The sequence below is a fragment of the Streptomyces sp. NPDC055966 genome, from assembly GCF_042269865.1.
Taxonomy (GTDB): Bacteria; Actinomycetota; Actinomycetes; order Streptomycetales; family Streptomycetaceae; genus Streptomyces.
In genome coordinates, this window is sequence record NZ_JBHJYK010000001.1 from 843,976 (window position 1) to 867,775 (window position 23,800).

Below are 23,800 nucleotides of genomic sequence, written 5' to 3' on the forward strand. Positions count from 1 at the left end.
CCCCCCTTGGGCCGCCCGGATGTGCTCGTCGTACTGACGCACAGTGAGCGCCATGGACAACCGACTGACCATGCCGGGTACGTACCGGGTGTTGTTGCTGGCTCTGCCGGCGGCCGGTGTCGCCGTGGCCGCGGTGCTGACGCTGCTGCCGCAGGAGCGGCCGCACATGGTGGTCCGCGCGCCGGCGCGGGCGGCGCTGCGGGTGCTGACCGGCGTACCCGGTCAGCACCCGCAGGGGCGCCCTGTACGGGACTAGAGGTTGCCCCGCTTCTCCTGCTCGCGCTCGATCGCCTCGAACAGGGCCTTGAAGTTGCCCTTGCCGAAGCCCATCGAGCCGTGCCGCTCGATGATCTCGAAGAAGACCGTCGGACGGTCCTGGATCGGCTTGGTGAAGATCTGCAGCAGATAGCCGTCCTCGTCGCGGTCGGCGAGGATCTTCAGCTCGCGCAGGGTGTCGATCGGCACGCGGGTGTCACCGACCCACTCGCCGAGAGTGTCGTAGTAGGAGTCCGGGGTGCCGAGGAACTCGACGCCGGCCGCGCGCATGGTGCGCACGGTCTGCACGATGTCGTTGGTGTTCAGCGCGATGTGCTGGACGCCCGCGCCGCCGTAGAACTCCAGGTACTCGTCGATCTGGGACTTCTTCTTGGCGATGGCGGGCTCGTTGATCGGGAACTTCACCTTCAGGGTGCCGTCCGCGACCACCTTCGACATCAGCGCGCTGTACTCGGTGGCGATGTCGTCGCCCACGAACTCCTTCATGTTCGTGAAGCCCATGACCTTGTTGTAGAAGGCCACCCACTCGTCCATCCTGCCGAGCTCGACGTTGCCGACGCAGTGGTCGATGGCCTGGAAGGTGCGCTGGGCGGGCTGGGCGACCATCGGCCGGGCGGCGGCGTAGCCGGGCAGGTAGGGGCCGTCGTAGCCGGTGCGCTCGACGAGGGTGTGGCGGGTCTCGCCGTACGTGGCGATGGCGGCGAGGACGACGGTGCCGTGCTCGTCCTTCACCTCGTACGGCTCGGCGAGCGAGCGGGCGCCGTGCGCGACGGCGTAGGCGTGGGCGGCGCGGGCGTCCGGGACCTCGATGGCCAGGTCGATGACGCCGTCGCCGTGCTCGGCCACGTGCCGGGAGAGGAACTCGCCCCAGGGGGTGCTCGGCTTGATCACCGAGGTGAACACGAACCGGGCGGAGCCGTTCTCCAGCACGTAACTGGCGGTCTCGCGGCTGCCGTTCTCCGGTCCGGAGTAGGCGACCAGCTTCATGCCGAAGGCGGTGGAGTAGTAGTGCGCCGCCTGCTTGGCGTTGCCCACGGCGAAGACGACCGCGTCCATTCCCTTGACCGGGAAGGGATCGGCCTGCCGGGCGGTGTCGGGGGTCTGGTGTGTGGTCTGCGTCATGGCGGAAGCGTGGCCCCGCTCTGCAAGGTGCGCAATAGTTTGCGTATCCGCTGGGCAGTCTGTACAGCGGTACGGCCGTACCGGCGAGCTTTCTGTACAGGATGACCATCCCTGGAGGTGCCGTGGCGATCGATCATCTGGACGGGCGGATCATCGTGCTGCTGGCGAACGAGCCGCGCATCGGGGTGCTGGAGATGTCCCGGCGGCTCGGGGTGGCCCGCGGGACCGTGCAGGCACGCCTGGACCGGCTTCAGTCGAACGGAGTCATCCGCGGATTCGGTCCCCAGGTGGAGCCGGCGGCCCTCGGCTACCCGGTCACCGCCTTCGCCACGCTCCAGATCCGGCAGGGCCAAGGCCCCGACGTCCGGGCCCACTTGACGACGGTGCCGGAGGTGCTGGAGCTGCTGACCACGACCGGCAGCGGGGACATGCTGTGCCGGCTGGTGGCCCGGTCGAACGCCGATCTTCAACGGGTGATCGACCGCGTCGTCGGTTTTGATGGCATCGTCCGGGCCTCCACGGCGATCGTCATGGAGAACCCCGTTCCGCTGCGGATCATCCCGCTGGTGGAGCAGGCCGCCCGGGACAGTGAAGGGACGTGACCTGTAGCGGCGTGACCGGTCTGGGGTGAGCGCGGGTGAGCTTCTGGGAGTACCTGGGCAATCGTCATCAGCAGCTGCTCGCGGACGCCTACCAGCACGCCAGCGCGGTCTTCCAGTGCATGGTCCTCGCGACCGTCATCGGGGTGGTGATCGGCGTCGTCACCTACCGCTCCGACTGGGCGGGCAGCCTCGCCACCACCGCCACCTCCACGATTCTCACCATCCCCTCCCTCGCCCTGATCGGTCTGCTCATCCCGGTCGTCGGGCTGGGCGTGCCGCCGACGGTGATCGCGCTGACGCTGTACGGGCTGCTGCCGATCGTGCGCAACGCGATCGTGGGCCTGCGCGGGGTCGACCCGATGCTGGTGGACGCGGCCCAGGGCATCGGCATGTCCCGGGCGATGCGGCTGATGCGGGTGGAGCTGCCGCTGGCCTGGCCGCCGATCCTGACCGGGATCCGGGTCTCCACGCAGATGCTGATGGGCATCGCCGCCATCGCCGCCTACGCCTCCGGCCCCGGGCTCGGCAACGAGATCTTCCGCGGGCTCGCCTCCCTGGGCAGCAAGAACGCGCTGAACCAGGTGCTCGCGGGCACCCTCGGGATCGTCATCCTCGCGCTTGTGTTCGACGCCGCGTACGTCCTGATCGGGCGGCTGACCATCCCCAGGGGGATCCGTGTCTGAGACCGCCGCCCAGGAGACGACCGCGCACGGCGCCTCGATCGAGCTGGAGAACCTGACCAAGCGCTACCCGGGCGGCGCGCAGCCGGCCGTGGACAACGTGAGCATGGAGATCAAGGCGGGCGAGACGGTCGTCTTCGTCGGCCCGTCCGGCTGCGGGAAGTCCACGACCCTCAAGATGATCAACCGGCTGATCGAGCCGACCGGCGGCCGGATCCGGATCGGCGGCGAGGACGTCACCGACATCGACCCGGTGAAGCTGCGCCGCAAGGTCGGCTACGCCATCCAGTCCGCCGGTCTCTTCCCGCACATGACCGTCGCGCAGAACATCGCCCTGGTGCCGAGGATGATCGGCTGGCCGAAGACGCGGATCCGGGCCCGGGTCGAGGAACTGCTCGACCTCGTCGGGCTCGACCCGGTCGAGTTCCACGGCCGCTATCCGCGCCAGCTCTCCGGCGGACAGCAGCAACGGGTGGGCGTGGCACGGGCGTTGGCGGCGGACCCGCCGGTGCTGCTGATGGACGAGCCGTTCGGCGCGGTCGACCCGATCACCCGCGACCACCTCCAGGACGAGCTGATCCGGCTCCAGCACGAGCTGCACAAGACGATCGTGTTCGTCACCCACGACTTCGACGAGGCGATCAAACTGGGCGACCGGATCGCCGTCCTGCGCGAACGCTCGCACATCGCCCAGTTCGACACCCCGGAGGCGATCCTCACCAACCCGGCCGACGACTTCGTCTCCGGTTTCGTCGGCGCGGGCGCCGCCCTGAAGCGGCTGAACCTGACCCGGGTGCGGGACGTGGAGATGCGGGACTACCCGACGGTGACCGTGGACACCCCGCTCCAGCAGATCTTCGGGCATCTGCGCTCCACCGGCGAGACCGAGATCCTGCTCCTCGACCGGCGCAGGCGCCCCTACAAGTGGCTGCGCCGCGGCGACCTGATGCGGGCCAAGGGCTCGCTGGCCCGCGCGGGCACGCTCGTGCACGACACGGTCACCCGAGACGGCACCCTGCGCGACGCGCTGGAGGCCGTGCTCACGGACAACGCGGGCCGGGTCGCGGTCACCGGCAGACGCGGTGAGTACATCGGCGTGGTCGACATGGAGACGCTGATGAACTCCGTGCACGAACTGCTGGAGGCCGACCGGCTGGAGGCGATGGAGGCGCAGCACGAGCTGGAGGAGGCACGCGCCCAGCAGACGCACTTCGAGCAGGAAGGCCCCGGAGGAGTGACGAAGGCGTGAGCACGGAGAGGCAGCAGCGCCCCGCCGGCGAGCACGAGGTCAGGGGGCTCCCCTTCCGCGAGGACGGCGAGGCCGAGCAGGAGGCCCCGCCCCCGGCGCGGCGCCCGCCCGCGCGCCGGGTGACCTGGCAGCGGCTGACGTTCCTGCCGGCGTTCCTCGTCGCCGTCCTGCTCGCGACCTGGCTGTGGTTCCGGCAGGCGCACCTGGACACGATCTCGAAGAACGCGCTGTCGAACGGCCAGGTCTCCAAGGCGCTGTGGCAGCACGTGGAACTGACGGTGATCTCCACCTTCTTCGTGCTGATCATCGCGATCCCGCTGGGCATCCTGCTCACCCGGCGGTCCTTCCGCAGGGCCACCCCGGTGGCGCTGACCTTCGCCAACATGGGCCAGGCGACCCCCGCGATCGGCCTGCTGGCCCTCCTGGTCATCTGGCTCGGCACCGGCACGAAGGCCGCCCTGATCGGCATCATCGTCTACGCGATCCTGCCCGTCCTCTCCAACACCATCGCCGGTCTGCAGGCCAACGACCCGACGCTGCTGGAGGCGGCCCGCGGCATCGGCATGTCCCCGCTCGGCGTGCTCACCCGGGTCGAACTCCCGCTCGCCGTCCCGCTGATCCTCGCGGGCGTCCGCACGGCCCTGGTCCTCAACGTCGGCACGGCGGCGCTGGCGACCTTCGGCGGGGGCGGCGGCCTGGGCGTGCTGATCACCACCGGCATCACCACCCAGCGCATGCCGGTGCTGGTGCTCGGCTCGGTCCTCACCGTCGCGCTCGCCCTGCTGGTGGACTGGCTGGCCTCGCTGGCCGAGGCGCTGCTACGGCCGCACGGCCTGGAGGTGGGCGCATGAGACGCGGTGCGTGCCTGACACTGGCGGGGCTGCTGCTGGCCTCCGGCTGCGGGCTGACCAGTGGCTCCCCCATGGCCGACGACGTGGGACCGGGCACGATCGGCGCGGGCGGCCCGCTCAAGGGGGCCCACATCACCGTCACCTCCAAGGAGTTCACCGAGCAGCTGATCCTCGGCGCGATCATGGGGATCGCCTTCCAGGCGGCCGGCGCGGACGTGCTGGACCGCACCGGCATCCAGGGGTCGATCGGCGCGCGGGAGGCGGTCAAGGGCGGGACGGCGGACGCGCAGTACGAGTACACGGGCACGGCCTGGATCACGTACCTCGGCCACAGCGAGCCCATCCCCGACCCGCAAAGACAGTGGCAGGCGGTGCGCGACGCGGACCTGCGCAGCGGGCTGACGTGGCTGCCTCCCGCACGCCTGAACAACACCTACGCGCTGGCCATGAACCAGGCCGACTTCAAGAAGTACGGCACGACGACCCTCTCGCAGGTGGCCGCGCTCGCCGCGAAGGACCCCGGCGCCGTCACGCTGTGCGTGGAGAGCGAGTTCGCCAACCGCGCCGACGGGCTGCCCGGGCTGGAGAAGGCGTACGGGATGAGGATCCCGGCGGGCAACGTCACACAGATGGACACCGGGATCACCTACACCCAGGTGGCCAAGGGGAAGTGCACCTACGGGGAAGTGTTCACCACCGACGGGCGCATCAAGTCGATGAACCTGGCGGTGATGGCGGACGACAGGAAGTTCTTCCCGGACTACAACGCCGCACCGGTGGTCAACAGCAAGGTCCTGAAGAAGTGGCCGGCCATCGCGAGCGTCATCGACCCGGTCACCAGGAAGCTGGACAACTCGGTCGCGCGGACCCTGAACGCCAGGGTGGACGTGGACGGGCAGGACCCGCACCAGGTGGCGCTGGACTGGATGCGGCAGCAGGGCTTCGTCAAGTAGCGGCCCGGCGGCGGCCGTTCAGCAGCTCGGGACCGAACCCTTGCCGCTCTCCAGGGCGTTCAGGGCGTTCACCGCGCCCTTCAGCGTGGTGACCGGGACCAGGCGCAGGCCTCCCGGCAGGCCGGCCTTGGCGTCGGTGCACTCGTCCTTCGGGACCAGGAAGACGGTCGCGCCGTCGTGCCGGGCGGCCCGGGTCTTCAGGGCCACCCCGCCGACCGCGCCGACGGTGCCGTCGGCGTCGATCGTGCCCGTGCCGGCGATGTTCCGGCCGCCGGTGAGGTCGCCGCCGTTGCCGTCGCCGTGCAGCTTGTCGATGATGCCCAGGGTGAACAGCAGGCCCGCGCTCGGTCCGCCCACGTCGGCGAGCTTCAGCGTGACCTTGACCTTGCCGGCGCTCAGCCCGAGGTACGTCAGCGCCGCCCGGGTCGCCGCGTCCTGGGACTGCTGCATCTGCGCCTGGTTGTGCTGCTCGATCTCCTTGACACTGCCGCCACTCGGGTAGACGGCGTCGCGCGGCATCACGGCCCGGTCGGTGCGGAACCAGTTGTCGGCCACGTCCAGGAAGGACACCCGGGCGTCCGGACCGGTCGCCTGGATGGTGACCATGCGCAGCTGCCCGCTGGTCCTGCGCACCGGCGCGCCGGAGACGGTGATCACCTGGGTGCCCTGGTTCGCGCCCAGCACGTTCGCGGTCATCCCGGGCTGGGCCACCGAGAACGGCAGGGGCGCGAACGCCGCCGTGGCGAGCAGGGCCACGACGGGCAGCGCGCAGACGGCTACGGCCTGGGGACGAGTGAGACGTGAGAGCACGGGTTCAATCTAACGTGACCGCCCCCGGTCGCCCGCGCCACGTGTCCCGTACGGCGTACGCACCGGGTCCGCCGCACGCCGTGCACGGGTCCCGGCGCGCGGTACGTCCGTACCGCCACGCGCTCAGCGCAGGGCCTCGGCCACTTCCCGGGCGGCCTCCATCACCCTCGGCCCCACCCGCTCCGGCACGGAGTCCGCCAGCATCACCACGCCCACGCTGCCCTCGACCCCGGTGACCCCGACGAGCGGCGCGGCGGCCCCGCTGGCCCCGGCCTCCAGCTCCCCGTGCGTCAGCGTGTACCCGGGATCGGCGGCGGACGGCTGCCGGGCGGCCAGGATGGCCTTGCCCGCCGCCCCCCGGTCCAGCGGGTGCCGGAAACCGGCCCGGTACGCCACGTGGTAGTCGGTCCACGTCGGCTCGACCACGGCGACGGCCAGCGCCTCCGCACCGTCGACCAGGGTCAGATGGGCCGTCGCGCCTATGTCCTCGGCGAGCGAGCGCAACGCGGGCAACGCGGCCTCCCGGACCAACGGGTGCACCTGGCGGCCGAGCCGCAGCACCCCGAGGCCGACCCGGGCTCGTCCGCCCAGGTCGCGCCGTACGAGCGCATGCTGTTCCAGGGTGGCGAGCAACCGGTACACGACGGTACGGTTCACGCCCAGTTTGCTGGACAACTCGGTGACGGTCAGCCCGTGGTCGGTGTCGGCCAGCAGCTTCAGGACACGCAGTCCCCGGTCGAGCGTCTGGGAGGTCTCCGCGGTCACGACGCCCACTCCTTTGGTGGTGAGGCCGGCGGGCCCCTGAGCGGCGGATGCGTGGCCGAGTCCCGTCGGCGACGCGTTCAGAGGCCGCCGATCGGCAGAACGGCTCCGGCGGCTCCGGGCCAAGGTCGCTTCACGGCTGCGCTCCGCGGCGACGCTGCCACGGGGCGTGTGCGTAGCGGGACAGTAGCGAAGCTGGTTCGCTGAGCGGAAGTCTCCGTCCAGAATCCGGGCAAGAGCGGATCCGGCCTGCCGTGATTCGTCCGGATACGGGGTGCGGGGCGCAGCGTCACCGCATGCGCGTGGCCCACTCCTGCACCTTGTCGATCCGCTGCTTCAGCTGTCCCGCCGTCGCCTCCGCGCTCGGCGGGCCCCCGCAGACCCGCCGCAGCTCGGTGTGGATCACTCCGTGCGGCTTGCCGCTCTGGTGGACGTACGCGCTGACCAGGGTGTTGAGCCGCTTGCGCAGCTCCATCATCTCCTTGTGGGAGACCACGGGCCGCCGCTCGGCGGGCAGTTCGAGCAGATCGGCCTCGGCGTCCGGCTTCTTCTTGCTGTGCGCGATCTGCCGGGCCTGCCGCTTCTGGAGCAGCAGCTGCACCTGGTCGGGTTCGAGCAGCCCCGGGATGCCGAGGTAGTCCTGCTCCTCCTCGCTCCCCGGGTGCGCCTGCATGCCGAACTCGGCACCGTCGTACAGGACCCGGTCGAAGACGGCCTCGGACTCCAGCGCCTCGAAGGAGAACTGCTCCTGCTCGCCGGTGTCCTCGTCCTGCTGCTTGTTCGCCTCCTCCATCTCCTTCTCGGATTCGGCGTACGGGTCCTCCTCGCCCTCCTTCTTCGGCTTGTCGAGGGCGTGGTCCCGCTCCTTCTCCATCTCATTGGCGAAGGTCAGCAGGTCGGGCACGGTCGGCAGGAACACGGACGCGGTCTCGCCCCGCCGCCGGGACCGCACGAAGCGCCCGACGGCCTGGGCGAAGAAGAGAGGAGTCGAGATGGTCGTCGCGTACACGCCCACCGCGAGCCGGGGCACGTCCACGCCCTCGGACACCATCCGGACGGCGACCATCCACCGGTCGTCGCTCGCGCTGAAGTCGTCGATCCTCTTCGACGCCCCGGCGTCGTCGGAGAGCACGAGCGTGGCCTTCGTCCCGGTGATCTCGCGGATCAGCTTGGCGTAGGCGCGGGCGGAGTCCTGGTCGGAGGCGATGACGAGCGCGCCGGCGTCCGGGATGGCCTTGCGGACCTCGGTCAGCCGCTGGTCGGCGGCGCGCAGCACGCTGGGCATCCACTCGCCGCGCGGGTCGAGCGCGGTCCGCCAGGCCTGGCTGACCGCGTCCTTGGTCATCGGCTCGCCGAGCCGGGCGGCGATCTCGTCACCGGCCTTCGTGCGCCAGCGCATCTGGCCGCTGTAGGACAGGAAGATGACCGGCCGGACGACGTGGTCGGCGAGGGCATTGCCGTAGCCGTACGTGTAGTCGGCGGCGGAGCGCCGGATGCCGGCGTTGTCCTCCTCGTACGTGACGAAGGGGATGGGGTTGGTGTCGGAGCGGAACGGCGTGCCGGTCAGCGCGAGCCGGCGGGTGGCGGGCTCGAACGCCTCCAGGCACGCCTCGCCCCAGGACTTGGAGTCACCGGCGTGGTGGATCTCGTCGAGGATGACGAGGGTCTTGCGCTGCTCGACGCGGTTGCGGTGCAGCATGGGCCGCACGCCGACACCGGCGTACGTGACGGCGACCCCGTCGTACTCCCGGCCGAGCGGTCCGGCGCTGTACTCGGGGTCGAGCTTGATGCCTATACGGGCCGCGGCCTCGGCCCACTGCTTCTTCAGGTGCTCGGTCGGCGCGACCACGGTCACCTGCTGCACGACGTGATGGTGCAGCAGCCAGGAAGCGAGCGTCAGCGCGAAGGTCGTCTTGCCGGCGCCGGGCGTGGCGACGGCGAGGAAGTCGCGCGGCTGCTCCTGTACGTACTTCTCCATCGCCCCCTGCTGCCAGGCACGCAGCTTGCTGGCGGTACCCCAGGGGGCCCGGCCGGGGAAGGCGGGCGAGAGGTGGTGGGACGACGACGCGGAGGAAGCGGAAGCGGCGGTGGTAGTCACGGTCTCCGTTTTTTGGGGCTCGTTCTGGGGGCTCGGCGCTCGGCTACGTATGACAACCGGGCCACCCTACCGGCGCCGCACCACCGTCAACGCCCGGACGAGGCCGGGTCGCCCGTGGGTGGGATCCACATCACAGCCGCGGTGATCACCGGCGTGATCGGCAGCCGGACCGGCCGCGAGCTCCCCGGCACGATCGCCGTCAGGCCCGCAGTCGCCGGGTCACCCACGCCCCCACCAGCGCCACCCCCGCCATCGGCAGGAAGACGGCCGCGAAGGCGAGGGGAGGGGGGCCGCCGGCGGTGGTGGCCGCGGTGGCCGCGGCGCTTCCGCCGCCCAGGGCCGCGAAGGCGGCACCGGTGGCGGCGAGGAGGACGACGTTGGCCAGGGCGTCGGAGATCTGGAGCGCGGCGGAGTTGGCGCCGGCCTCCTCCGGGGCGGACAGCTGGAGCAGGAGCACGCTGGTGGAGGAGATCACCAGGCCCATGCCGAGACAGCCGAAGGCCCAGGCGACGGCGACGGTCCAGACGGGCACGGCGTGCACGAGCACGCTGGGCGCGGTGGCGACGGCGGCGGCGACCAGCACCATCCCGGCGGTCATCAGCCGCTCCCGGTACGGCGCCATGCGCGGCCGGGACTGCAGATACGAGCCCAGGGCCCAGGTCACGCCGCCCGCCGCCAGCGAGAACCCGGCGAGCGTCGGCGACAGCCCGCGCTGGGTGACGAGCATCAGCGGCACGAAGGACTCGGCCACGATGAAGGAACCGGCGGACAGCCCGCGCAGCAGCACGACGGAGGGCAGGCCGCGGGCGGCCCGGTAGGTGCCGCGCGGAAGGAGCCCGAGGACGGCGGGCACGAGGAGGGCGGCACCGGCCAGCGCGGGGAGTACGGCGAGGGGCCGCAGGTCCTGCGCGGCGTACTGGAGGAGGCCGGCACCGAGGGAGATGCCGAGGGCCAGCCGGATCCGCCGCCGGTCGAACGACCCGGCGGCCTGGTCCTTCCGCACCGGGCCGGACGCCCGGCGCCGTATCTGCGGCAGGGCGAGGGCGAGCGGGAGGACGACGAGGACGGGGATGCCGAGGAAGACCCAGCGCCAGCCGAGGTGTTCGGTGACGGCGCCGGAGGCGAGGGGGCCGACGATGGAGGGGACGACCCAGCCCGCCGCGAAGGCCGCCATGATCGCGGGCCGCAGCCGCTCGGGGTAGGCGCGGCCGACGACGACGTACAGCGCCACGATCACCAGTCCGCCGCCGAGCCCCTGCACGGCCCGCCCCAGGATGAACACCCACATGCTCCGGGCGGTGCCGGCGATGACGAGCCCGGTGGCGAAGCCCGCGATGCCGGCGCTCAGCGGCCCGAGGGGACCGCGCCGGTCGGACCACTGGCCCGAGAGCACCATGCCGAACAGGCTGGTCGTGAAGTAGCCGGAGAACGCGAACGCGTACAGCGCCACCCCGTCCAGCTCCCGCGCGGCGACCGGCATCGCGGTCCCGACGGCGGTCGCCTCGAACGCGATCAGCAGCACGACGGAGACGATCCCGACGCTGAGCGCCCGGTACGCCCGGCTCAGCACGCTGTCCGGTCCGCTGCGGGGGTCGGTCTCGGCGGCTTCGGTCACGACATCGGCGTCGCGGGGCTCCAGGGCGGTCATGCCCGTCAGCGTAAGGCCCGCAAACGACTTTCACCCCTGTCGGGAGACCGGTCCGACCTGCGATCTTGGTCGTACACCCCCTGCTTCATGAACGCCGCATGGCAGTCGCATTGCAACCCCAGCGCCTCCCTTGAGCCCGCCCGCCACCCCCCGTAAGTTCATTCCCACGAACACGGCCGTGTGCCCGAGTGGTTGAGGGGCTCGCCTGCAAAGCGAGTTACGTGGGTTCGATTCCCGCCACGGCCTCTTTCCCGGGCGGGGTGCTTCAGAGCACTCCGCCCGCTTCGTCCTGGAAGGCCTCCGTCCAGTAGTGCCAGTCCGAGCCGGGGGTCGTGCCCGTGGGGTCCACGGCCGTCAGGGTGTGGAGCATGGCCGCGGCCAGGTCCTCGTAGGCCAGGGCCGTCAGTTCGTGGTGCAGGTGGCGGTGGATGGCGCGCTCGTGGTGCAGCAGCCAGAGCGTGAAGGCGAGGGTCGAGACGTCCGTGTTCAGGGGCTGGAGTGTGGCGTCCGGCTCGCTGAAGGTCAGGACCGCGCCCGTTCTGCCGTCGACCAGCAGGCCGGTGTCCTCCAGCAGATGGCCGAGGCGGATCAAGTGGTCGGCGTGGGCCGGGAGTTCACCCAGGGGGAAGTCGCCCGGGCGCTCCTGCGTGTAGTACTCGCGCAGGGTCGGCAGCGGGACGTCCGTGTCCGAGGAGAAGAGCACCGCCCGTTCCGGCAGGCCGGTCTCGCACAGGAAGCGGCGGGTCGGCTCGTGCGTGAGCGTCGGGGGGAAGTCGACCTCCTCGTAGCGGGTCACCCGGCCCGGTCCGAACTCCTGGTCCAGGACGCGCGCGGGGACGTCCAGGGTGAGGCCGCGGGCCGCGCCGGCGCCTGCGACGAGGGCGAGCGGGCGGATCAGGGCCGCCGCCTTCCAGTACGGCGGGATCGCGCCGTTCGCGCCCTCCTCGAAGAGGGACAGCAGGCGGCGCGTCGCCTCGGCGGCCGTCTCGGGGCCGTACCGGCCCGCAAGAGAGGCGAAACGGCCGCGCAGGCCCGCCAGTTCCTCGGTGACCGCGGCGAAGCGCAGCAGCGTGGCGAGGGAGGGCGCGAAGGGGCGGGGCTCGGAGGGGTCGAAGAGGTAGGCCGTGGTGATCTCGCCCGTGTCGCCGTCGAGCAGGATCGACTCGCGCTCCATGCCGGCCGGGTTCAGCAGTTCGCCGATGACCAGCCGGCCGCGCAGCTCCTCCGCCAGCCGGAAGGGGGCGTCGGCGGCGTCGGCGAGCGTGCGCAGGCCGTGGGTGCGCAGCGGGGAGAAGGTCAGCAGGTCGGTGTCCACGGGCAGTCCGGCGCCGCCGAGCAGGCCGCGCGTCGGCGCGTGTGTGACGTAGCGGTCCAGCTCCGCCTCCGTCAGCGTGATCGCCGTGAACCCGGTGTCGGTCGTGCTCATCGCTCCCCCGCGATCGTCCGTCCCCGTCAGTGACCCGACGCACGTCCGTGACTGCCCGGCGTACGTCCCGGAGCGCTGCGGCCCCACTGCTCCGCAGACTACGCCGCCCCACTGACAACGCCCCTCGCCAGAGGGGACGTCAGGCGACCCGCGCACGTTGCGCGCCGGCGAGGATCGCCGCGACCGCCTGCTCCGGCGTCCACCGGGACGTGTCCAGCCACAGGCCGATGCGCGGGGTGCGCCGGCGCAGTTCCGCGTCCAGGTGGCGGGTGCAGATCAGGCCGGTGCACGCCGTCAGGTCCTCGCCCGGCAGGACGTCCTGCACCACCGCCGTGAAGCCGGCCCCGGCGTACGCGTCCGCCGTGGCCGCCGACAGGCGCCTCAGCAGGCTGAGTCGAGCGGCACGTCGCCTCGGACGTGCGCCGCGCGTGGCAGGCTCCCCCACTGCCTGAAGGGCGTGGAGGCACCCCCGGCGAGCAGCTGTGCCACCGTCGGCCTGTCGGCCGCCATCACGCCCGTGGCGACGGCCACCCCGTCGATCACCCGGGGCCGCCGGTCATCCGGTACCGCCGCTCAGCGGTCCGTCGCCACCGCCGCCTGCGGGCGGATCGGGAGGCGGTTGACGGGGCGGCCGGTGGCCGCGCGGACGGCGGACGCGATCGCCGCCGGCGCCGTCACGACCGGGACCGCGCTGACCGACTTGGCGCCGAAGGGCGCGACCACGTCCCGCTCCTCGACCAGCTTCACGATCTGGATGTCCGGCACGTCCAGGGCGGTCGGCAGGGCGTATCCGGTCAGGTCCGGGTGCCGGACCAGGCCACGCGGCGTGCGGAGGTTCTCCGTGAGCGCGATGCCCACGCCCTGGGTGACGCCCGCCTCGATCCGGGCCGCCAGTTGCGCCGGGTTCAGGATCCGGCCGACGTCCTGGGCGAGCGCCAGCTCCACCACCCGCACCGAGCCCAGCTCGATGTCGACGTCCACCACCGCGCGGATCGCGCAGAAGGCCAGTCCGACGAAGGCGTCGCCCTGGCCGGCGGCGTTCAGCGGCTCGGTGGGATGCGGGCGGCACTGCGCCGTGGCCCACAGCTCCTTGCCCTCCATCGCCTCCGTGACGGTGGTCGACAGGACGCCGTCGTACGACGTGATCTTGCCGTCGGTGATCTGGAGCAGCTCGGTGGACATGCCGAACTTGTGGGCGAGCGGCTGGAGGAGTTGCGTGCGGACCATCTTCGCCGCCCGCTCCACCGCGCCGCCCGAGACCCACGTGTGCCGGCCCCGGCAGCCCGCGCCGGCCGGCGGCTGGTCGGTGTCGACCGGGGCCACATGGACTTCCTGGACACCGAGGGTCTCCTGGACGATCTGGCGGGCGAGGGTCGTGAAGCCCTGGCCGGTCTCCACCGCCGCGCACAGCACCGTCGCCACGCCGTCGTGGACCTTCACCGTCGCCGTGGACACCTCGTCGGCGCCCTCCGCGCCGAGCATGTGCACCATGCCCAGGCCGTAGCCGACGCCCCGGCGCACCGCGTCCGGCTCGCCCGCGCCCTCGGGGCCGCCGGGCAGCAGCCAGTCCTCCTCGGGCTCGTCCTTGGGCAGCGCCGGGAGCGGGAAGTCCCGTACCGCCTGGAGGAGTTCGGCGACCGGCGCCGGACAGGTCACCGTCTGGCCGATCGGCAGGACGTCCCCCGTCGCGAGGACGTTGCGCAGGCGCAGCTCGGCCGGGTCCACGCCCAGCTTCTTCGCCAGCTTGTCCATCTGGGCCTCGTAGGCGGCGCACACCTGCATCGCGCCCTCACCGCGCACATGGCCGGAGGGCGGGTTGTTGGTGCGTACGGCCCAGCCCTCGATGAAGGCGTTCGGGACGACGTACGGGCCGCACGCGAAGGACACGGCGGCGGCGAGGGAGTCGGCGGAGGTGTCGGCGTACGCGCCCGCGTCCAGCAGGATCTGCGCCTCGACCTTCACCAGCCTGCCCTCGGCGTCGGCGTGGTGGCGGTAGCGCAGCAGGGTGGGGTGGCGGTGGGTGTGGCCGAGGAAGGACTCCTCGCGCGTGGCCGTGAGTTTCACCGGGCAGCCGGTCCTGAGCGCGAGCAGGCCGAGCGGGAGCTGGAAGCCCTGGTCCTCGCGGTCGGCGGTGGCGCCCGGCACCCCGGTGACGACGATCTTCACCCGATCGGGGGACAGGCCGTAGCAGGCCGCGGCGGTGTTGCGGTCGGCGTGCGGGTCGGTGGAGCCCAGGTACAGCTCCACGCCGCCGTCGGGACGGGGCACGGCGAGGCCGGCCTCGGCGCCGATGGGGGCCGGGTCCTGGCGCCCTATGCGGTACAGGCCCTCGACCACGATCTCGCCGGCGGCCTCCGGGTCGCCGTGGTGCAGCGGGATGTGCCGGATCAAGTTGCCGTCGGGGTGCAGCGGTTCGGCCTCGAAGGCCTGCTCCGGGTCGGTGACCGGATCGAGTACTTCGTACTCGACGATGACGGCGGCGGCGGCCATCCGCGCGGTGTCGGGGTGGTCGGCGGCGACGGCGGCGATGGGCTCCCCGTGGTGGCGTACGACCTCGGAGGCGAACACCGGGCGGTCGGGGGTGCCCCGGCCGTGGCGCGGGGTGCCGGGCACGTCCTCGTGCGTGATGACGGCGCGTACGCCGGGCATCTCACGCGCGTGCGTGGTGTCGATGTTCACGATGCGCGCGTGCGCGTGCGGCGAGCGCAGGACGGCCGCCCACAACAGCCCCTCGGCCCACAGGTCGGCGGCGTACGGGAAGGTGCCCTCGGTCTTGGCGCGGGCGTCGGCGTGCGTCAGGGACGCGCCGAGGCCGTGCGACGGCTCGTCCTCGGCGTCGGGTTCCGCGGCGGTGGGCGCCGTGGCCGCTTCGTTGCTCACACCTGGCCTCCGTCCTGGCCGTAGTGCCGGTCGTGCGTGCCGTGCGGGTCGTACGAACCCTGCGGTCCCGGTGTGCCGTACGGAGGCGTGCCGTACGCGTCCGCCGTGTCGCCGTAGCCGTCGTGGCCGTGCTGGCCGTCCGCTGCGCCGTGGCCGGTCCGCGGTGGGTCGAACGCGCCGGGTGCCTCGAACGCCGACGGGTGGACCCCGCCCGCGCCGGGGCCCGCCTGGTGCGGGATGCGCGCCTCGTCCGCGTCCGTTCCGTCGCCGGCCGGGGCGTGTGCCGCCTCGCGCTCGGCGACGACGTCCTGGACGGCCCGCAGGACGCCCCGGTAGCCGGAGCAGCGGCACAGGTTGCCGCACAGCGCCTGCCGGGTCTCCAGCTCGGTCGGCGCGGGGTTGCCCTCCAGCAGGTCGTGCACGGTCATCGCCATGCCGGGCACGCAGAAACCGCACTGCACGGCGCCGCACCGGGCGAGCGCGCGCTGCACGTCGGAGGGCCGTCCGTCGGCGGCGAGGCCCTCGACGGTGCGCACCTCGCTGCCGGCCGCGGTGACCGCCGGGACCAGGCAGGAGGCGACCAGCCGGCCGTCGACCTGGACGTTGCAGGCCCCGCACTCGCCCTGCGAGCAGCCGTCCTTGGCGCCCGCGAGGCCGAGCCGCTCGCGCAGCACGTACAGCAGCGACTCGCCGATCCAGGCGTCGGTGACGGGACGGTCGGTGCCGTTGACGCGCAGCACGTAGGAGGCGAGGGGGTGGTCGTCGGCGGGCGGGAGCGGCGCGGCGTGCTCCTCGGCGAGGGCCGCCTCGCGCGCGGGCGCGTGGTCCTCGCCGGCGGGTTCCTCGGTGCCCTCGGTGCCCGTGTCGGGCGTGTCGTCCGTCGCCGGAACGGCGGTCCCGGGCGCGTCGGCGGCCTGGTCGTCCTCGTGGGCGGCGGTCGCCCGCGCGGCGTCCATGGCATCCACGGCGTCGGCGGCTTCCGTGGCGGGCTCGGCGGGCGCTGTCGCGGTCCGCCGCGCCTCGGTCGGCCTCTCGGGCTCTTCGTGGCCCGCGGGGCCGTCAGCGGGGCGCCCAGAGGCTTCCGCGGGGGCGGGAGCGCCGTGGCCGGCGTGGCCGTCCCGGCCGTTCGGGTCCGGCGCCGCCGCCGAGGCGGCCCGCGGCGCCACGGGCCCGGCGGGAGCCGGGAGTTCGGCGGGCAGGGCCGCTTCGGCGGGCTCCGCGGCAGGGGCGGCCTCGGTGAAGCCGGTGAACTCGCCGGTGTGACCGGCCTCCGGGTAACCGGCGTCCGCGTAACCGGCGTCCGCCCGCTCGGCCCGCTCGGGCTCGGTGTGCCCCGCGTCCCGGTGTTCCGCGTGCTCCGTAGGCGCGTGACCGGCCTGCTCGTGCCCGTACCGCTCCCCGGCGTACGCCTGCGCCGGGGAACCGCCCGCCGGGTGCGCGCCGGTGTGGTCCGGCAGCGGGCGGGCGGCCGGGGGCTGCCCGCCTTCGGTGTGCTGGTCCCAGGGGCCGCCGGTGTCCTGGGTCGCCCAGGGCGCGGGCGCGCCGCCGGGCAGGGTGGCCGGCGGGGTGCCGCCGCCCCACTGCTCGACCAGGGACGACGTGGTGAACTCGCCCGATTCGTCCGGAAGATCGCCTTCGGCGACGGGGATCGACCACTGCCCGGTGACGTCGTGTCCGGGGACGGCCGGGGCGGCGGGGGCGGCGGGGTCTTCGAAGGTCCACTGCTGGGTGGCGGCGGGCTCGTAGGTGAACCGGTCGTCCCCGCCCGGCGTCCGGGGCACGGCGTTCGGGTCGGGCCACTCGGTGCCGCCCGCGGGCGCGGTCCAGGCGCCGGGCGCCGCGGCGTCGCCGGTGCCGGGGGCGACCGCGATCTGCGGCGGCACGTAGCCGTGCCCCGGCGCGGCCAGCGGGCTGTCGCCGGACAGCAGGGCGTCGATGCCGCCCTCGGGGAGCTTGACGAAGGCGGTGGCGCCGTCGTCGTAGTCGCCCTGGGGCAGCGGGTCCCAGCGGCCCCCGCCCTGGGGCGTGCCCTCTCCGTGCCGGTCGTCGGCGGTCACGACAGCGCCCTCCCCAGTGCTCGTCGGGCCAGTGCGGCGACGGTGCGCCGCAGGTGCAGTACGGCGGGCGGAAGCTCGGGCACCGAGCCGTCGGACTCCGGTGCCGGGTCCGGGATGCAGGCCGCGGCGACGTACTCGCCGAAGGCGCTGAGGGCCTCGGGCACGAGCGCGCGGTCGTTGTCCCAGTCGATGAGCTGCGCGACCCACTGCTCGGCCTCCAGCGGCCGCAGCGGCATCGGCGCTATGGCGCCGACGGCGCACCGCACTCCGCGCCGGGCGGGGTCGAGGACGAGGGCCACGGAGGCCAGCGAGCGGCCCGGTCCGGTGCGCCCGGTCGCCTTCAGGAAGACCTGCGGGGCGTGCAGCAGCGGTACGCGCACGTAGCCGATGAGTTCGCCGCCGCGCAGCATCTCCATGCCGGCCAGCAGGTGCGACACCGGGATCTCCCGGCGGGCTCCGCCCTGGCCCGCGATGATCAGCGTCGCCTCCAGGGCGGCCAGCACCGGCAGCGCGTCCCCGGTGGGGGCGGCCGAGGCGATGTTGCCGCCCAGGGTGCCGGCGTTGCGGATGTGCGGCGGGCCCGCGGCGCGCGCGGCGGCGGCGAGCGCCGGGATCAGGGCCGCGAAGTCGGGGCGGCCCATACGCGCGTGCGTGAGGCCCGCGCCGAGCAGCGCGTGGCCGTCCTGGTACTGCCAGCCGCGGATCTCGCTGATCCGCCCGAGGCCCACCAGGGCGGCGGGCCTGAGCTGGCCGGAGTTGACGGCGGCCATCAGGTCGGTGCCGCCCGCGACGGGCACGGCGGTGGGCGTGGCGCCGAGGGCCGCCACCGCCTCGTCCAGCGTCGTGGGCAGCGTGACGGCCTGCGCCGCCTGCGGTGCGTGCGTGGTCAAACCGGCTGCCCCTTCCCGCTGCCCCACCTGGTCCCACCTGTGTGGCCGTACGGTACGTGCTCACAGGGCGGACGTGGCAACTCTGGCACATCTTCGCAAGGGCCGAACGCGGGGGTCCGCTAGCAGGCACTAGGAGGCATTCGCCCATCTCAACACGGAGATGGGGTGATTTGGCGCGGCTTCCCCAATGCGCACCGATTGACACTCTTCGGTGACTCTTGGCGCGCTTTTCACCGCGTGTTCGGTACGGTCACCTGTTCGGCGGCGCCCCCTCGATCGGGCGGCCGAGGACGCCGGGGCGCTTCTGCCACGGCCGGGGCCCGGCGGGTGGCCGGTAAGCGACCCCGAGGGCGTCAAGTCGCGCGTAGTGGGCGGCCATTCGGCGTTCGAAGCCGGCGAAGTCACGTTCCCCGGGGGCGGGCAGGCTGCTCCAGGCCACCTCGGCGAAGGCCGCGAGCCGCGGGAAGGTCTGGTAGTCCACGCGCGCGGTGTCCTCCAGCACCTCGGTCCAGACGTTGGCCTGGGTGCCCAGCACATGCCGTGCCTCGGCCTCGCTCAGCCCGTCCGGAACCGGTTCGAACCGGTAGACGTCCTCCAGGGTGCGTACGAAGCCGATCGGCACCGGCTCGTCCTCGCCCGGAGCCTGACGATGGTCCAGATACACGTACTGCTCGGGGCACATGACGACGTCGTGGCCGGCCCGCGCGGCCGCGATCCCGCCGCCGTAGCCGCGCCAGGAGGACACCGCGGCGCCCTCGGCGAGCCCGCCCTCCAGGATCTCGTCCCAGCCGATCAGCCGCCGCCCGCGCGCGGAGAGCCAGGCGTCGAAGTGCCCGATGAACCACGACTGCAACGCGTCCTCGTCGGTGAGTCCGAGATCCGCGATCCGGTTCTTCGCGGTGACCGACTCGGTCCACTGCTCCTTGCGGCATTCGTCGCCGCCGATGTGCACGAACGGCGAGAAGTGCGCAGCGTCGGCCGGGAACAGCTCCAGGACCTCCTCCAGCACCCCCTCGTAGAAGCGCAGCGTGTTGTCAGTGGGGGCGAGTACGTTGGACGAGATCCCCCAGTTGTCGAGGACGGTGAGGGCGGTGGTGTCGATGACGTCGGCGTTGCCGAGTTCCGGGTACGCGGCGATGGCGGCCTGCGAGTGGCCCGGTACGTCGATTTCCGGGACGACGGCGATATGCCGTTCGGCGGCGTAGGCGACGATCTCCCGGATGTCGTCCTGGGTGTAGTAACCGCCGTGCGGCTTCTCCTCCCACAACGGGGAGGCCCGGTGACCGAATTTCGACCGCGTCCGCCAGGAGCCGGTCTCGGTCAGCTTCGGGTAGCGCTTGATCTCGATGCGCCAGCCCTGGTCGTCGGTCAGATGGAAGTGGAAGACGTTGAGTTTGTGCGCGGCCATCAGGTCGAGATAGCGCAGCACGCCTTCCTTGGGCATGAAGTGCCGTGCGACGTCGAGGAGAAGACCGCGCCAGCGGAATCGCGGGCTGTCCTCGACGGTGACGGCGGGCACGTCCCAGACCCGGTCACGCCGCAGCGGCGCCCGCCGGAAGGCGTCGGCGCCGAGCAGCTGACGCAGGGTCTGGGCACCCCAGAAGACTCCGGCGGGGCTGCCGCCCTCGATACGGAAGGGCTGCGTGTCGGTGACGAGGCGGTAGCCCTCGGGCGGCAGGCCGGGATCGATGCCCAGCACGATCCGGTTCGGGCGCACGGAGTCCTCCGGCAGCGGCAGTCCGGTCGCCGCGCCCACGGCGGCCCGCAGCCAGCGCGCGGTGCCCTCCGCGCCGGGCAGGGTCTGCAGTGCCGTGCCGGCGTCCACGCGCGCGTGACCGGAGGCGTTCCGGGCGATGCTCGCGGGTGCGGGAATCACATCAACCATCTCAGTCCTTTACCGCTCCGCCCGGTCCGGAGACCGGACGTCGCTGTACGAGTACGAAGGAGAACACCGGCAGGGCCGTCGGCAGGGTCGCTGCGAGGGGGCGCCGATGGTGAAGGACTTGGCGAACAGGAAGCCGTTCCATGCCGAGATGGAAGCGGAATCTGTTGCCGAAATAGCGGTCGAATTCTCGCTGCCCGAACACCCGCCGGGAGGAAGAGATCGGGAGCGTGAGTCAAGGGGCGCGGGCTGTATCGCCATCACCGGCGGAGCCGAACTCCATGGAGTGATCCTCCGAGCTTCGTTGCAGCATACGCAATGAACGTTTCACTCTGCACAACAAGCTTGAAGGCTAAGGACAACGGGGACATGCCGACAAGAGGTCTCCACCACTTCGTGACACGCGAAAGCCCTCGGGGCGCGCCGAGAACGCGCCCCGAGGGCTCTGGAAACCTCAGGCGGTGGGGACTACTTCTTGTCGCCGCCCTTGCCCTTGTCGTCGCCGCCGCTGCCCATGGACTCGTAGATCTCCTTGCACATGGGACACACGGGGTACTTCTTCGGGTCGCGGCCGGGCACCCACACCTTGCCGCACAGCGCCACGACGGGGGTGCCGTCGAGGGCGCTCGCCATGATCTTGTCCTTCTGGACGTAGTGGGCGAAGCGCTCGTGGTCGCCGTCGCCGTGGGACACCTGTGGTGTCGGCTCTACGAGGGTCCCCGTACCAGCCCCGGGCTCGGGCTCAAGAGTGCTCATACCGCCCAGGGTACTGAAGCTCACACCCATCAGTTGAGCGAAGGGTCGTCCGGATACGTGGCCACCATCGCCAGTTCGTTGCGCTGGCGGCGCAGTACCTCGCGCCACAGCCGCTCCGGGGCCGGCGAGGAGACGTCCCCGGGCTCGGACTCGACCACGTACCAGGCGCCCTCGACCAGCTCGTCCTCCAGCTGGCCCGGGCCCCAGCCCGCGTACCCGGCGAAGATTCTCAGCGAACCGAGGGCCGAGGCGAGCAGCTCCGGCGGGGCCTCCAGGTCGACCAGGCCGATCGCGCCGTGCACCCGGCGCCAGCCGAGCGGGGTGCGGTCGCCGGCCGCGCCGCCCGGGATGACCGCGACGCCGAGTGCCGAGTCCAGCGAGACGGGCCCGCCCTGGAAGACCACTCCGGGCTCGCCGGCGAGGTCCGCCCAGCCCTCCAGGATGTCGCCCACGTCCACGGGGGTGGGGCGGTTGAGGACGACACCGAGGGAGCCCTCCTCGTCGTGGTCGAGGAGGAGCACCACCGCGCGGTCGAAGTTCGGGTCCGCCAGGGCGGGTGTTGCCACGAGCAGCCGCCCTGTGAGCGAGGACACCTCGGTCATGCCAGACATGATCCCGCATCTTCGACCGGTGTGGGGAGCCGATGAGGGGCATTCAGGGGGGCGCAGCATGAATCCGATGGTGCGGCCTGCAAAGGCCTCGTTTGAGGGCGGTGGTGGGAGACGGGCGGGCGCAGGGAAGCGGGCCCGGCGCACGTGTGCCGCGGTGACCCCATGTGCCCGAAAGGGAACGGTTCGTGTTGTGACACAGCTATGACGAGTCTTGGCGGTCCTTGGGCTTACGAACGGGGGGTGATCGGCGACTACGCTGTCTCTCCCGGCCCGCGCGCAACAGTGATCGGCCGCCCCCTGCCCATCTCATCGGAACGCGAGATTCATGACCGTCAACGGCTCTGACGACGTACTGCTTGTCCACGGCGGCACCCCGCTGGAGGGCGAGATCCGTGTCCGCGGTGCGAAGAACCTCGTACCGAAGGCCATGGTCGCCGCCCTGCTGGGCAGCGGTCCGAGCCGACTGCGCAATGTTCCGGACATCCGTGACGTGCGCGTCGTGCGCGGCCTGCTCCAGCTGCACGGGGTGACGGTCCGTCCGGGCGACGAGCCCGGGGAGCTGGTCCTCGACCCGACGCACGTCGAGAGCGCCAACGTGGCCGACATCGACGCCCACGCCGGCTCCAGCCGTATCCCGATCCTCTTCTGCGGCCCGCTGCTGCACCGTCTCGGCCACGCCTTCATCCCGGGCCTCGGCGGCTGCGACATCGGCGGCCGGCCCATCGACTTCCACTTCGACGTGCTGCGGCAGTTCGGCGCGACCATCGAGAAGCGGGCGGACGGGCAGTACCTGGAGGCGCCGCAGCGGCTGCGCGGCACGAAGATCCGCCTGCCCTACCCCTCCGTGGGCGCGACCGAGCAGGTGCTGCTGACGGCCGTACTGGCCGAGGGTGTCACCGAGTTGTCCAACGCGGCCGTCGAGCCGGAGATCGAGGACCTCATCTGCGTGCTGCAGAAGATGGGCGCGATCATCGCGATGGACACCGACCGCACGATCCGCATCACCGGTGTGGACAAGCTGGGCGGATACACCCACCGCGCCCTCTCGGACCGCCTGGAGGCCGCCTCCTGGGCCTCGGCCGCGCTCGCGACCAACGGCAACATCTACGTCCGCGGCGCCCAGCAGCGCTCGATGATGACGTTCCTGAACACCTACCGGAAGGTGGGCGGCGCCTTCGAGATCGACGACGAGGGCATCCGTTTCTGGCACCCGGGCGGCCAGCTGAAGTCCATCGCGCTGGAGACGGACGTGCACCCCGGCTTCCAGACCGACTGGCAGCAGCCGCTGGTGGTGGCGCTCACCCAGGCCACGGGCCTGTCCATCATCCACGAGACGGTCTACGAGTCCCGCCTCGGTTTCACCTCGGCCCTGAACCAGATGGGCGCCCACATCCAGCTCTACCGCGAGTGCCTCGGCGGCTCCGACTGCCGCTTCGGCCAGCGCAACTTCCTGCACTCCGCGGTCGTCTCCGGCCCGACCAAGCTGCAGGGCGCCGACCTGGTCATCCCCGACCTGCGCGGCGGCTTCTCGTACCTCATCGCCGCCCTGGCCGCCGAGGGCACGTCCCGCGTCCACGGCATCGACCTCATCAACCGCGGCTACGAGAACTTCATGGAGAAGCTCGTCGAGCTGGGCGCGAAGGTCGAGCTGCCGGGCAAGGCGCTCGGCTGAGCACTGTCACGACATGACAATGGGGCGGCCCCTTGGCGAAAGGGGCCGCCCCATTGTCGTTGTCCACGCCCGCTGTGGACGCGCCCCGAAGGGGCGCGGGGCTGTGTCAATCTGCGGCTCCGCCGCGTGGGCGCGACCAGCCACAGACGACGACACTGCCCACGGCGCTCACGTCGAACGGCGCTCCGGTGGACGGCGCTCGAAGCGGAGCGCTTACTTGCCCTTGGCCGCTTCCTTGAGCTTGCTGCCCGCGGTGACCTTCACGCTGTAGCCGGCGGGGATGTTGATCGGCTCGCCGGTCTGCGGGTTGCGCGCGGTGCGAGCGGCACGGTGGGTGCGCTCGAAGGTCAGGAAGCCGGGGATGGTGACCTTCTCGTCGCCCTTGGCGACGATCTCGCCGACGGTCTCGGCGAACGCGGCCAGCACGGCGTCGGCGTCCTTGCGGGTCACCTCGGCGCGATCGGCCAGCGCGGCCACCAGCTCACTGCGGTTCATGTTGTTACTCCCGTGTTTTTCTTGCCGTTGGGGTGTGCCATGCGGCGGTGCCGCCCGAGGCACTGCGATGCCGATGCGCT

At 72.2% G+C, this 23,800-nt stretch carries 21 protein-coding genes, 1 tRNA gene and 1 pseudogene; 9 read left to right on the forward strand and 14 right to left on the reverse strand.

Annotated features, from left to right (window positions below):
- Positions 1–52 precede the first annotated feature (52 nt).
- A complete protein-coding gene (locus ACFC8N_RS03940) occupies positions 53–256 on the forward strand; it encodes a hypothetical protein (RefSeq protein WP_362821277.1) in 204 nt (67 codons plus the stop codon).
- Here ACFC8N_RS03940 and hppD read toward each other — a convergent pair.
- Positions 253–1,398, reverse strand: coding sequence for a 4-hydroxyphenylpyruvate dioxygenase (gene hppD / locus ACFC8N_RS03945; protein ID WP_356036882.1), 1,146 nt, complete (start codon positions 1,396–1,398; stop codon positions 253–255). The genes ACFC8N_RS03940 and hppD overlap by 4 nt on opposite strands.
- Positions 1,399–1,520: 122 nt before the next feature.
- Between hppD and ACFC8N_RS03950 the strand changes: the two genes are divergently transcribed.
- The 5 genes from ACFC8N_RS03950 to ACFC8N_RS03970 are packed head-to-tail and all read left to right on the forward strand — an operon-like array spanning position 1,521 to position 5,733.
- Complete coding sequence (locus ACFC8N_RS03950) at positions 1,521–2,000, forward strand: Lrp/AsnC family transcriptional regulator (RefSeq protein ID WP_356036884.1); 480 nt, start codon at positions 1,521–1,523, stop codon at positions 1,998–2,000.
- Positions 2,001–2,035: 35 nt separating this feature from the next.
- On the forward strand, positions 2,036–2,683 hold the full coding sequence (locus ACFC8N_RS03955; protein WP_376286098.1) for an ABC transporter permease: 648 nt from the start codon (positions 2,036–2,038) through the stop codon (positions 2,681–2,683).
- Positions 2,676–3,929, forward strand: coding sequence for a betaine/proline/choline family ABC transporter ATP-binding protein (locus ACFC8N_RS03960; protein WP_376286101.1), 1,254 nt, complete (start codon positions 2,676–2,678; stop codon positions 3,927–3,929). The genes ACFC8N_RS03955 and ACFC8N_RS03960 overlap by 8 nt, the downstream gene beginning before the upstream one ends.
- Positions 3,926–4,780 carry an ABC transporter permease gene (locus ACFC8N_RS03965; RefSeq protein ID WP_376286104.1) on the forward strand — a complete coding sequence of 285 codons (855 nt, stop codon included), beginning with the start codon at positions 3,926–3,928 and terminating at the stop codon, positions 4,778–4,780. The genes ACFC8N_RS03960 and ACFC8N_RS03965 overlap by 4 nt, the downstream gene beginning before the upstream one ends.
- On the forward strand, positions 4,777–5,733 hold the full coding sequence (locus ACFC8N_RS03970; protein ID WP_376286107.1) for a glycine betaine ABC transporter substrate-binding protein: 957 nt from the start codon (positions 4,777–4,779) through the stop codon (positions 5,731–5,733). The genes ACFC8N_RS03965 and ACFC8N_RS03970 overlap by 4 nt, the downstream gene beginning before the upstream one ends.
- A gap of 18 nt (positions 5,734–5,751) precedes the next feature.
- Here the strand turns inward: ACFC8N_RS03970 and ACFC8N_RS03975 are convergent, their stop codons facing one another.
- The 4 genes from ACFC8N_RS03975 to ACFC8N_RS03990 all read right to left on the reverse strand — a co-directional run bounded on the left by ACFC8N_RS03975 (position 5,752) and on the right by ACFC8N_RS03990 (position 11,051).
- Positions 5,752–6,543 carry a hypothetical protein gene (locus ACFC8N_RS03975; RefSeq protein ID WP_356036894.1) on the reverse strand — a complete coding sequence of 264 codons (792 nt, stop codon included), beginning with the start codon at positions 6,541–6,543 and terminating at the stop codon, positions 5,752–5,754.
- A gap of 123 nt (positions 6,544–6,666) precedes the next feature.
- Positions 6,667–7,308 carry a helix-turn-helix domain-containing protein gene (locus ACFC8N_RS03980; RefSeq protein ID WP_356036896.1) on the reverse strand — a complete coding sequence of 214 codons (642 nt, stop codon included), beginning with the start codon at positions 7,306–7,308 and terminating at the stop codon, positions 6,667–6,669.
- A gap of 286 nt (positions 7,309–7,594) precedes the next feature.
- Positions 7,595–9,403, reverse strand: a complete 1,809-nt coding sequence (locus tag ACFC8N_RS03985) for a DEAD/DEAH box helicase (RefSeq protein ID WP_356036898.1) — start codon at positions 9,401–9,403, stop codon at positions 7,595–7,597.
- A 199-nt stretch (positions 9,404–9,602) separates the two neighbouring features.
- Entirely contained in the window at positions 9,603–11,051 is a 1,449-nt protein-coding gene (locus ACFC8N_RS03990) for an MFS transporter (RefSeq protein WP_376286110.1), read from the reverse strand.
- A gap of 174 nt (positions 11,052–11,225) precedes the next feature.
- Here ACFC8N_RS03990 and ACFC8N_RS03995 point away from each other — a divergent pair.
- Positions 11,226–11,297, forward strand: a tRNA-Cys gene (locus tag ACFC8N_RS03995).
- Between the two features lie 19 nt (positions 11,298–11,316).
- Here ACFC8N_RS03995 and ACFC8N_RS04000 read toward each other — a convergent pair.
- From ACFC8N_RS04000 to ACFC8N_RS04025, 6 genes and pseudogenes are all read right to left on the reverse strand, one after another.
- The gene (locus ACFC8N_RS04000) at positions 11,317–12,477 is read right to left on the reverse strand and encodes an SUKH-4 family immunity protein (protein WP_356036902.1); all 1,161 of its coding nucleotides are present in this window, start codon (positions 12,475–12,477) and stop codon (positions 11,317–11,319) included.
- 139 nt (positions 12,478–12,616) lie between these two features.
- A pseudogene (locus ACFC8N_RS04005) lies at positions 12,617–12,987 on the reverse strand (hypothetical protein).
- 63 nt (positions 12,988–13,050) lie between these two features.
- On the reverse strand, positions 13,051–15,357 hold the full coding sequence (locus tag ACFC8N_RS04010) for a molybdopterin cofactor-binding domain-containing protein (RefSeq protein ID WP_356036904.1): 2,307 nt from the start codon (positions 15,355–15,357) through the stop codon (positions 13,051–13,053).
- Positions 15,354–17,414, reverse strand: coding sequence for a (2Fe-2S)-binding protein (locus tag ACFC8N_RS04015; protein WP_376286113.1), 2,061 nt, complete (start codon positions 17,412–17,414; stop codon positions 15,354–15,356). The genes ACFC8N_RS04010 and ACFC8N_RS04015 overlap by 4 nt, the downstream gene beginning before the upstream one ends.
- Positions 17,411–18,304 (reverse strand): FAD binding domain-containing protein, encoded by an 894-nt coding sequence (locus ACFC8N_RS04020; protein WP_356036908.1) that lies wholly within the window; start codon positions 18,302–18,304, stop codon positions 17,411–17,413. The genes ACFC8N_RS04015 and ACFC8N_RS04020 overlap by 4 nt, the downstream gene beginning before the upstream one ends.
- Before the next feature lie 250 nt (positions 18,305–18,554).
- Positions 18,555–20,189 (reverse strand): beta-N-acetylhexosaminidase, encoded by a 1,635-nt coding sequence (locus ACFC8N_RS04025; protein WP_376286116.1) that lies wholly within the window; start codon positions 20,187–20,189, stop codon positions 18,555–18,557.
- A gap of 106 nt (positions 20,190–20,295) precedes the next feature.
- On the opposite strand from ACFC8N_RS04025, the gene ACFC8N_RS04030 reads away from it, so the two are divergent.
- Entirely contained in the window at positions 20,296–20,508 is a 213-nt protein-coding gene (locus ACFC8N_RS04030) for a hypothetical protein (RefSeq protein WP_376286119.1), read from the forward strand.
- A 146-nt stretch (positions 20,509–20,654) separates the two neighbouring features.
- Here ACFC8N_RS04030 and ACFC8N_RS04035 read toward each other — a convergent pair whose 3' ends face one another.
- On the reverse strand, positions 20,655–20,942 hold the full coding sequence (locus ACFC8N_RS04035; RefSeq protein WP_356031622.1) for a DUF3039 domain-containing protein: 288 nt from the start codon (positions 20,940–20,942) through the stop codon (positions 20,655–20,657).
- 29 nt (positions 20,943–20,971) lie between these two features.
- Positions 20,972–21,544, reverse strand: coding sequence for a YqgE/AlgH family protein (locus tag ACFC8N_RS04040; RefSeq protein WP_362693203.1), 573 nt, complete (start codon positions 21,542–21,544; stop codon positions 20,972–20,974).
- A gap of 334 nt (positions 21,545–21,878) precedes the next feature.
- Here ACFC8N_RS04040 and murA point away from each other — a divergent pair, with 334 nt between their 5' ends.
- Positions 21,879–23,225: a UDP-N-acetylglucosamine 1-carboxyvinyltransferase gene (murA, locus tag ACFC8N_RS04045; RefSeq protein ID WP_356031626.1), complete on the forward strand. Its 1,347-nt coding sequence runs from the start codon at positions 21,879–21,881 to the stop codon at positions 23,223–23,225.
- 213 nt (positions 23,226–23,438) lie between these two features.
- Here murA and ACFC8N_RS04050 read toward each other — a convergent pair whose 3' ends face one another.
- The gene (locus tag ACFC8N_RS04050; RefSeq protein WP_023550134.1) at positions 23,439–23,720 is read right to left on the reverse strand and encodes an HU family DNA-binding protein; all 282 of its coding nucleotides are present in this window, start codon (positions 23,718–23,720) and stop codon (positions 23,439–23,441) included.
- Positions 23,721–23,800: the final 80 nt, after the last annotated feature.

Bases quoted from the DNA above. Each gene is read 5' to 3' on its own strand.
- ACFC8N_RS03940 (WP_362821277.1), top strand. From the start codon at position 53: ATGGACAACCGACTGACCATGCCGGGTACGTACCGGGTGTTGTTGCTG.
- hppD (WP_356036882.1), bottom strand. From the start codon at position 1,398: ATGACGCAGACCACACACCAGACCCCCGACACCGCCCGGCAGGCCGAT.
- ACFC8N_RS03970 (WP_376286107.1), top strand. From the start codon at position 4,777: ATGAGACGCGGTGCGTGCCTGACACTGGCGGGGCTGCTGCTGGCCTCC.
- ACFC8N_RS03990 (WP_376286110.1), bottom strand. From the start codon at position 11,051: ATGACCGCCCTGGAGCCCCGCGACGCCGATGTCGTGACCGAAGCCGCC.
- ACFC8N_RS04000 (WP_356036902.1), bottom strand. From the start codon at position 12,477: ATGAGCACGACCGACACCGGGTTCACGGCGATCACGCTGACGGAGGCG.
- ACFC8N_RS04025 (WP_376286116.1), bottom strand. From the start codon at position 20,189: ATGGTTGATGTGATTCCCGCACCCGCGAGCATCGCCCGGAACGCCTCC.
- ACFC8N_RS04030 (WP_376286119.1), top strand. From the start codon at position 20,296: ATGGTGAAGGACTTGGCGAACAGGAAGCCGTTCCATGCCGAGATGGAA.
- ACFC8N_RS04035 (WP_356031622.1), bottom strand. From the start codon at position 20,942: ATGAGCACTCTTGAGCCCGAGCCCGGGGCTGGTACGGGGACCCTCGTA.
- ACFC8N_RS04040 (WP_362693203.1), bottom strand. From the start codon at position 21,544: ATGACCGAGGTGTCCTCGCTCACAGGGCGGCTGCTCGTGGCAACACCC.
- murA (WP_356031626.1), top strand. From the start codon at position 21,879: ATGACCGTCAACGGCTCTGACGACGTACTGCTTGTCCACGGCGGCACC.
- ACFC8N_RS04050 (WP_023550134.1), bottom strand. From the start codon at position 23,720: ATGAACCGCAGTGAGCTGGTGGCCGCGCTGGCCGATCGCGCCGAGGTG.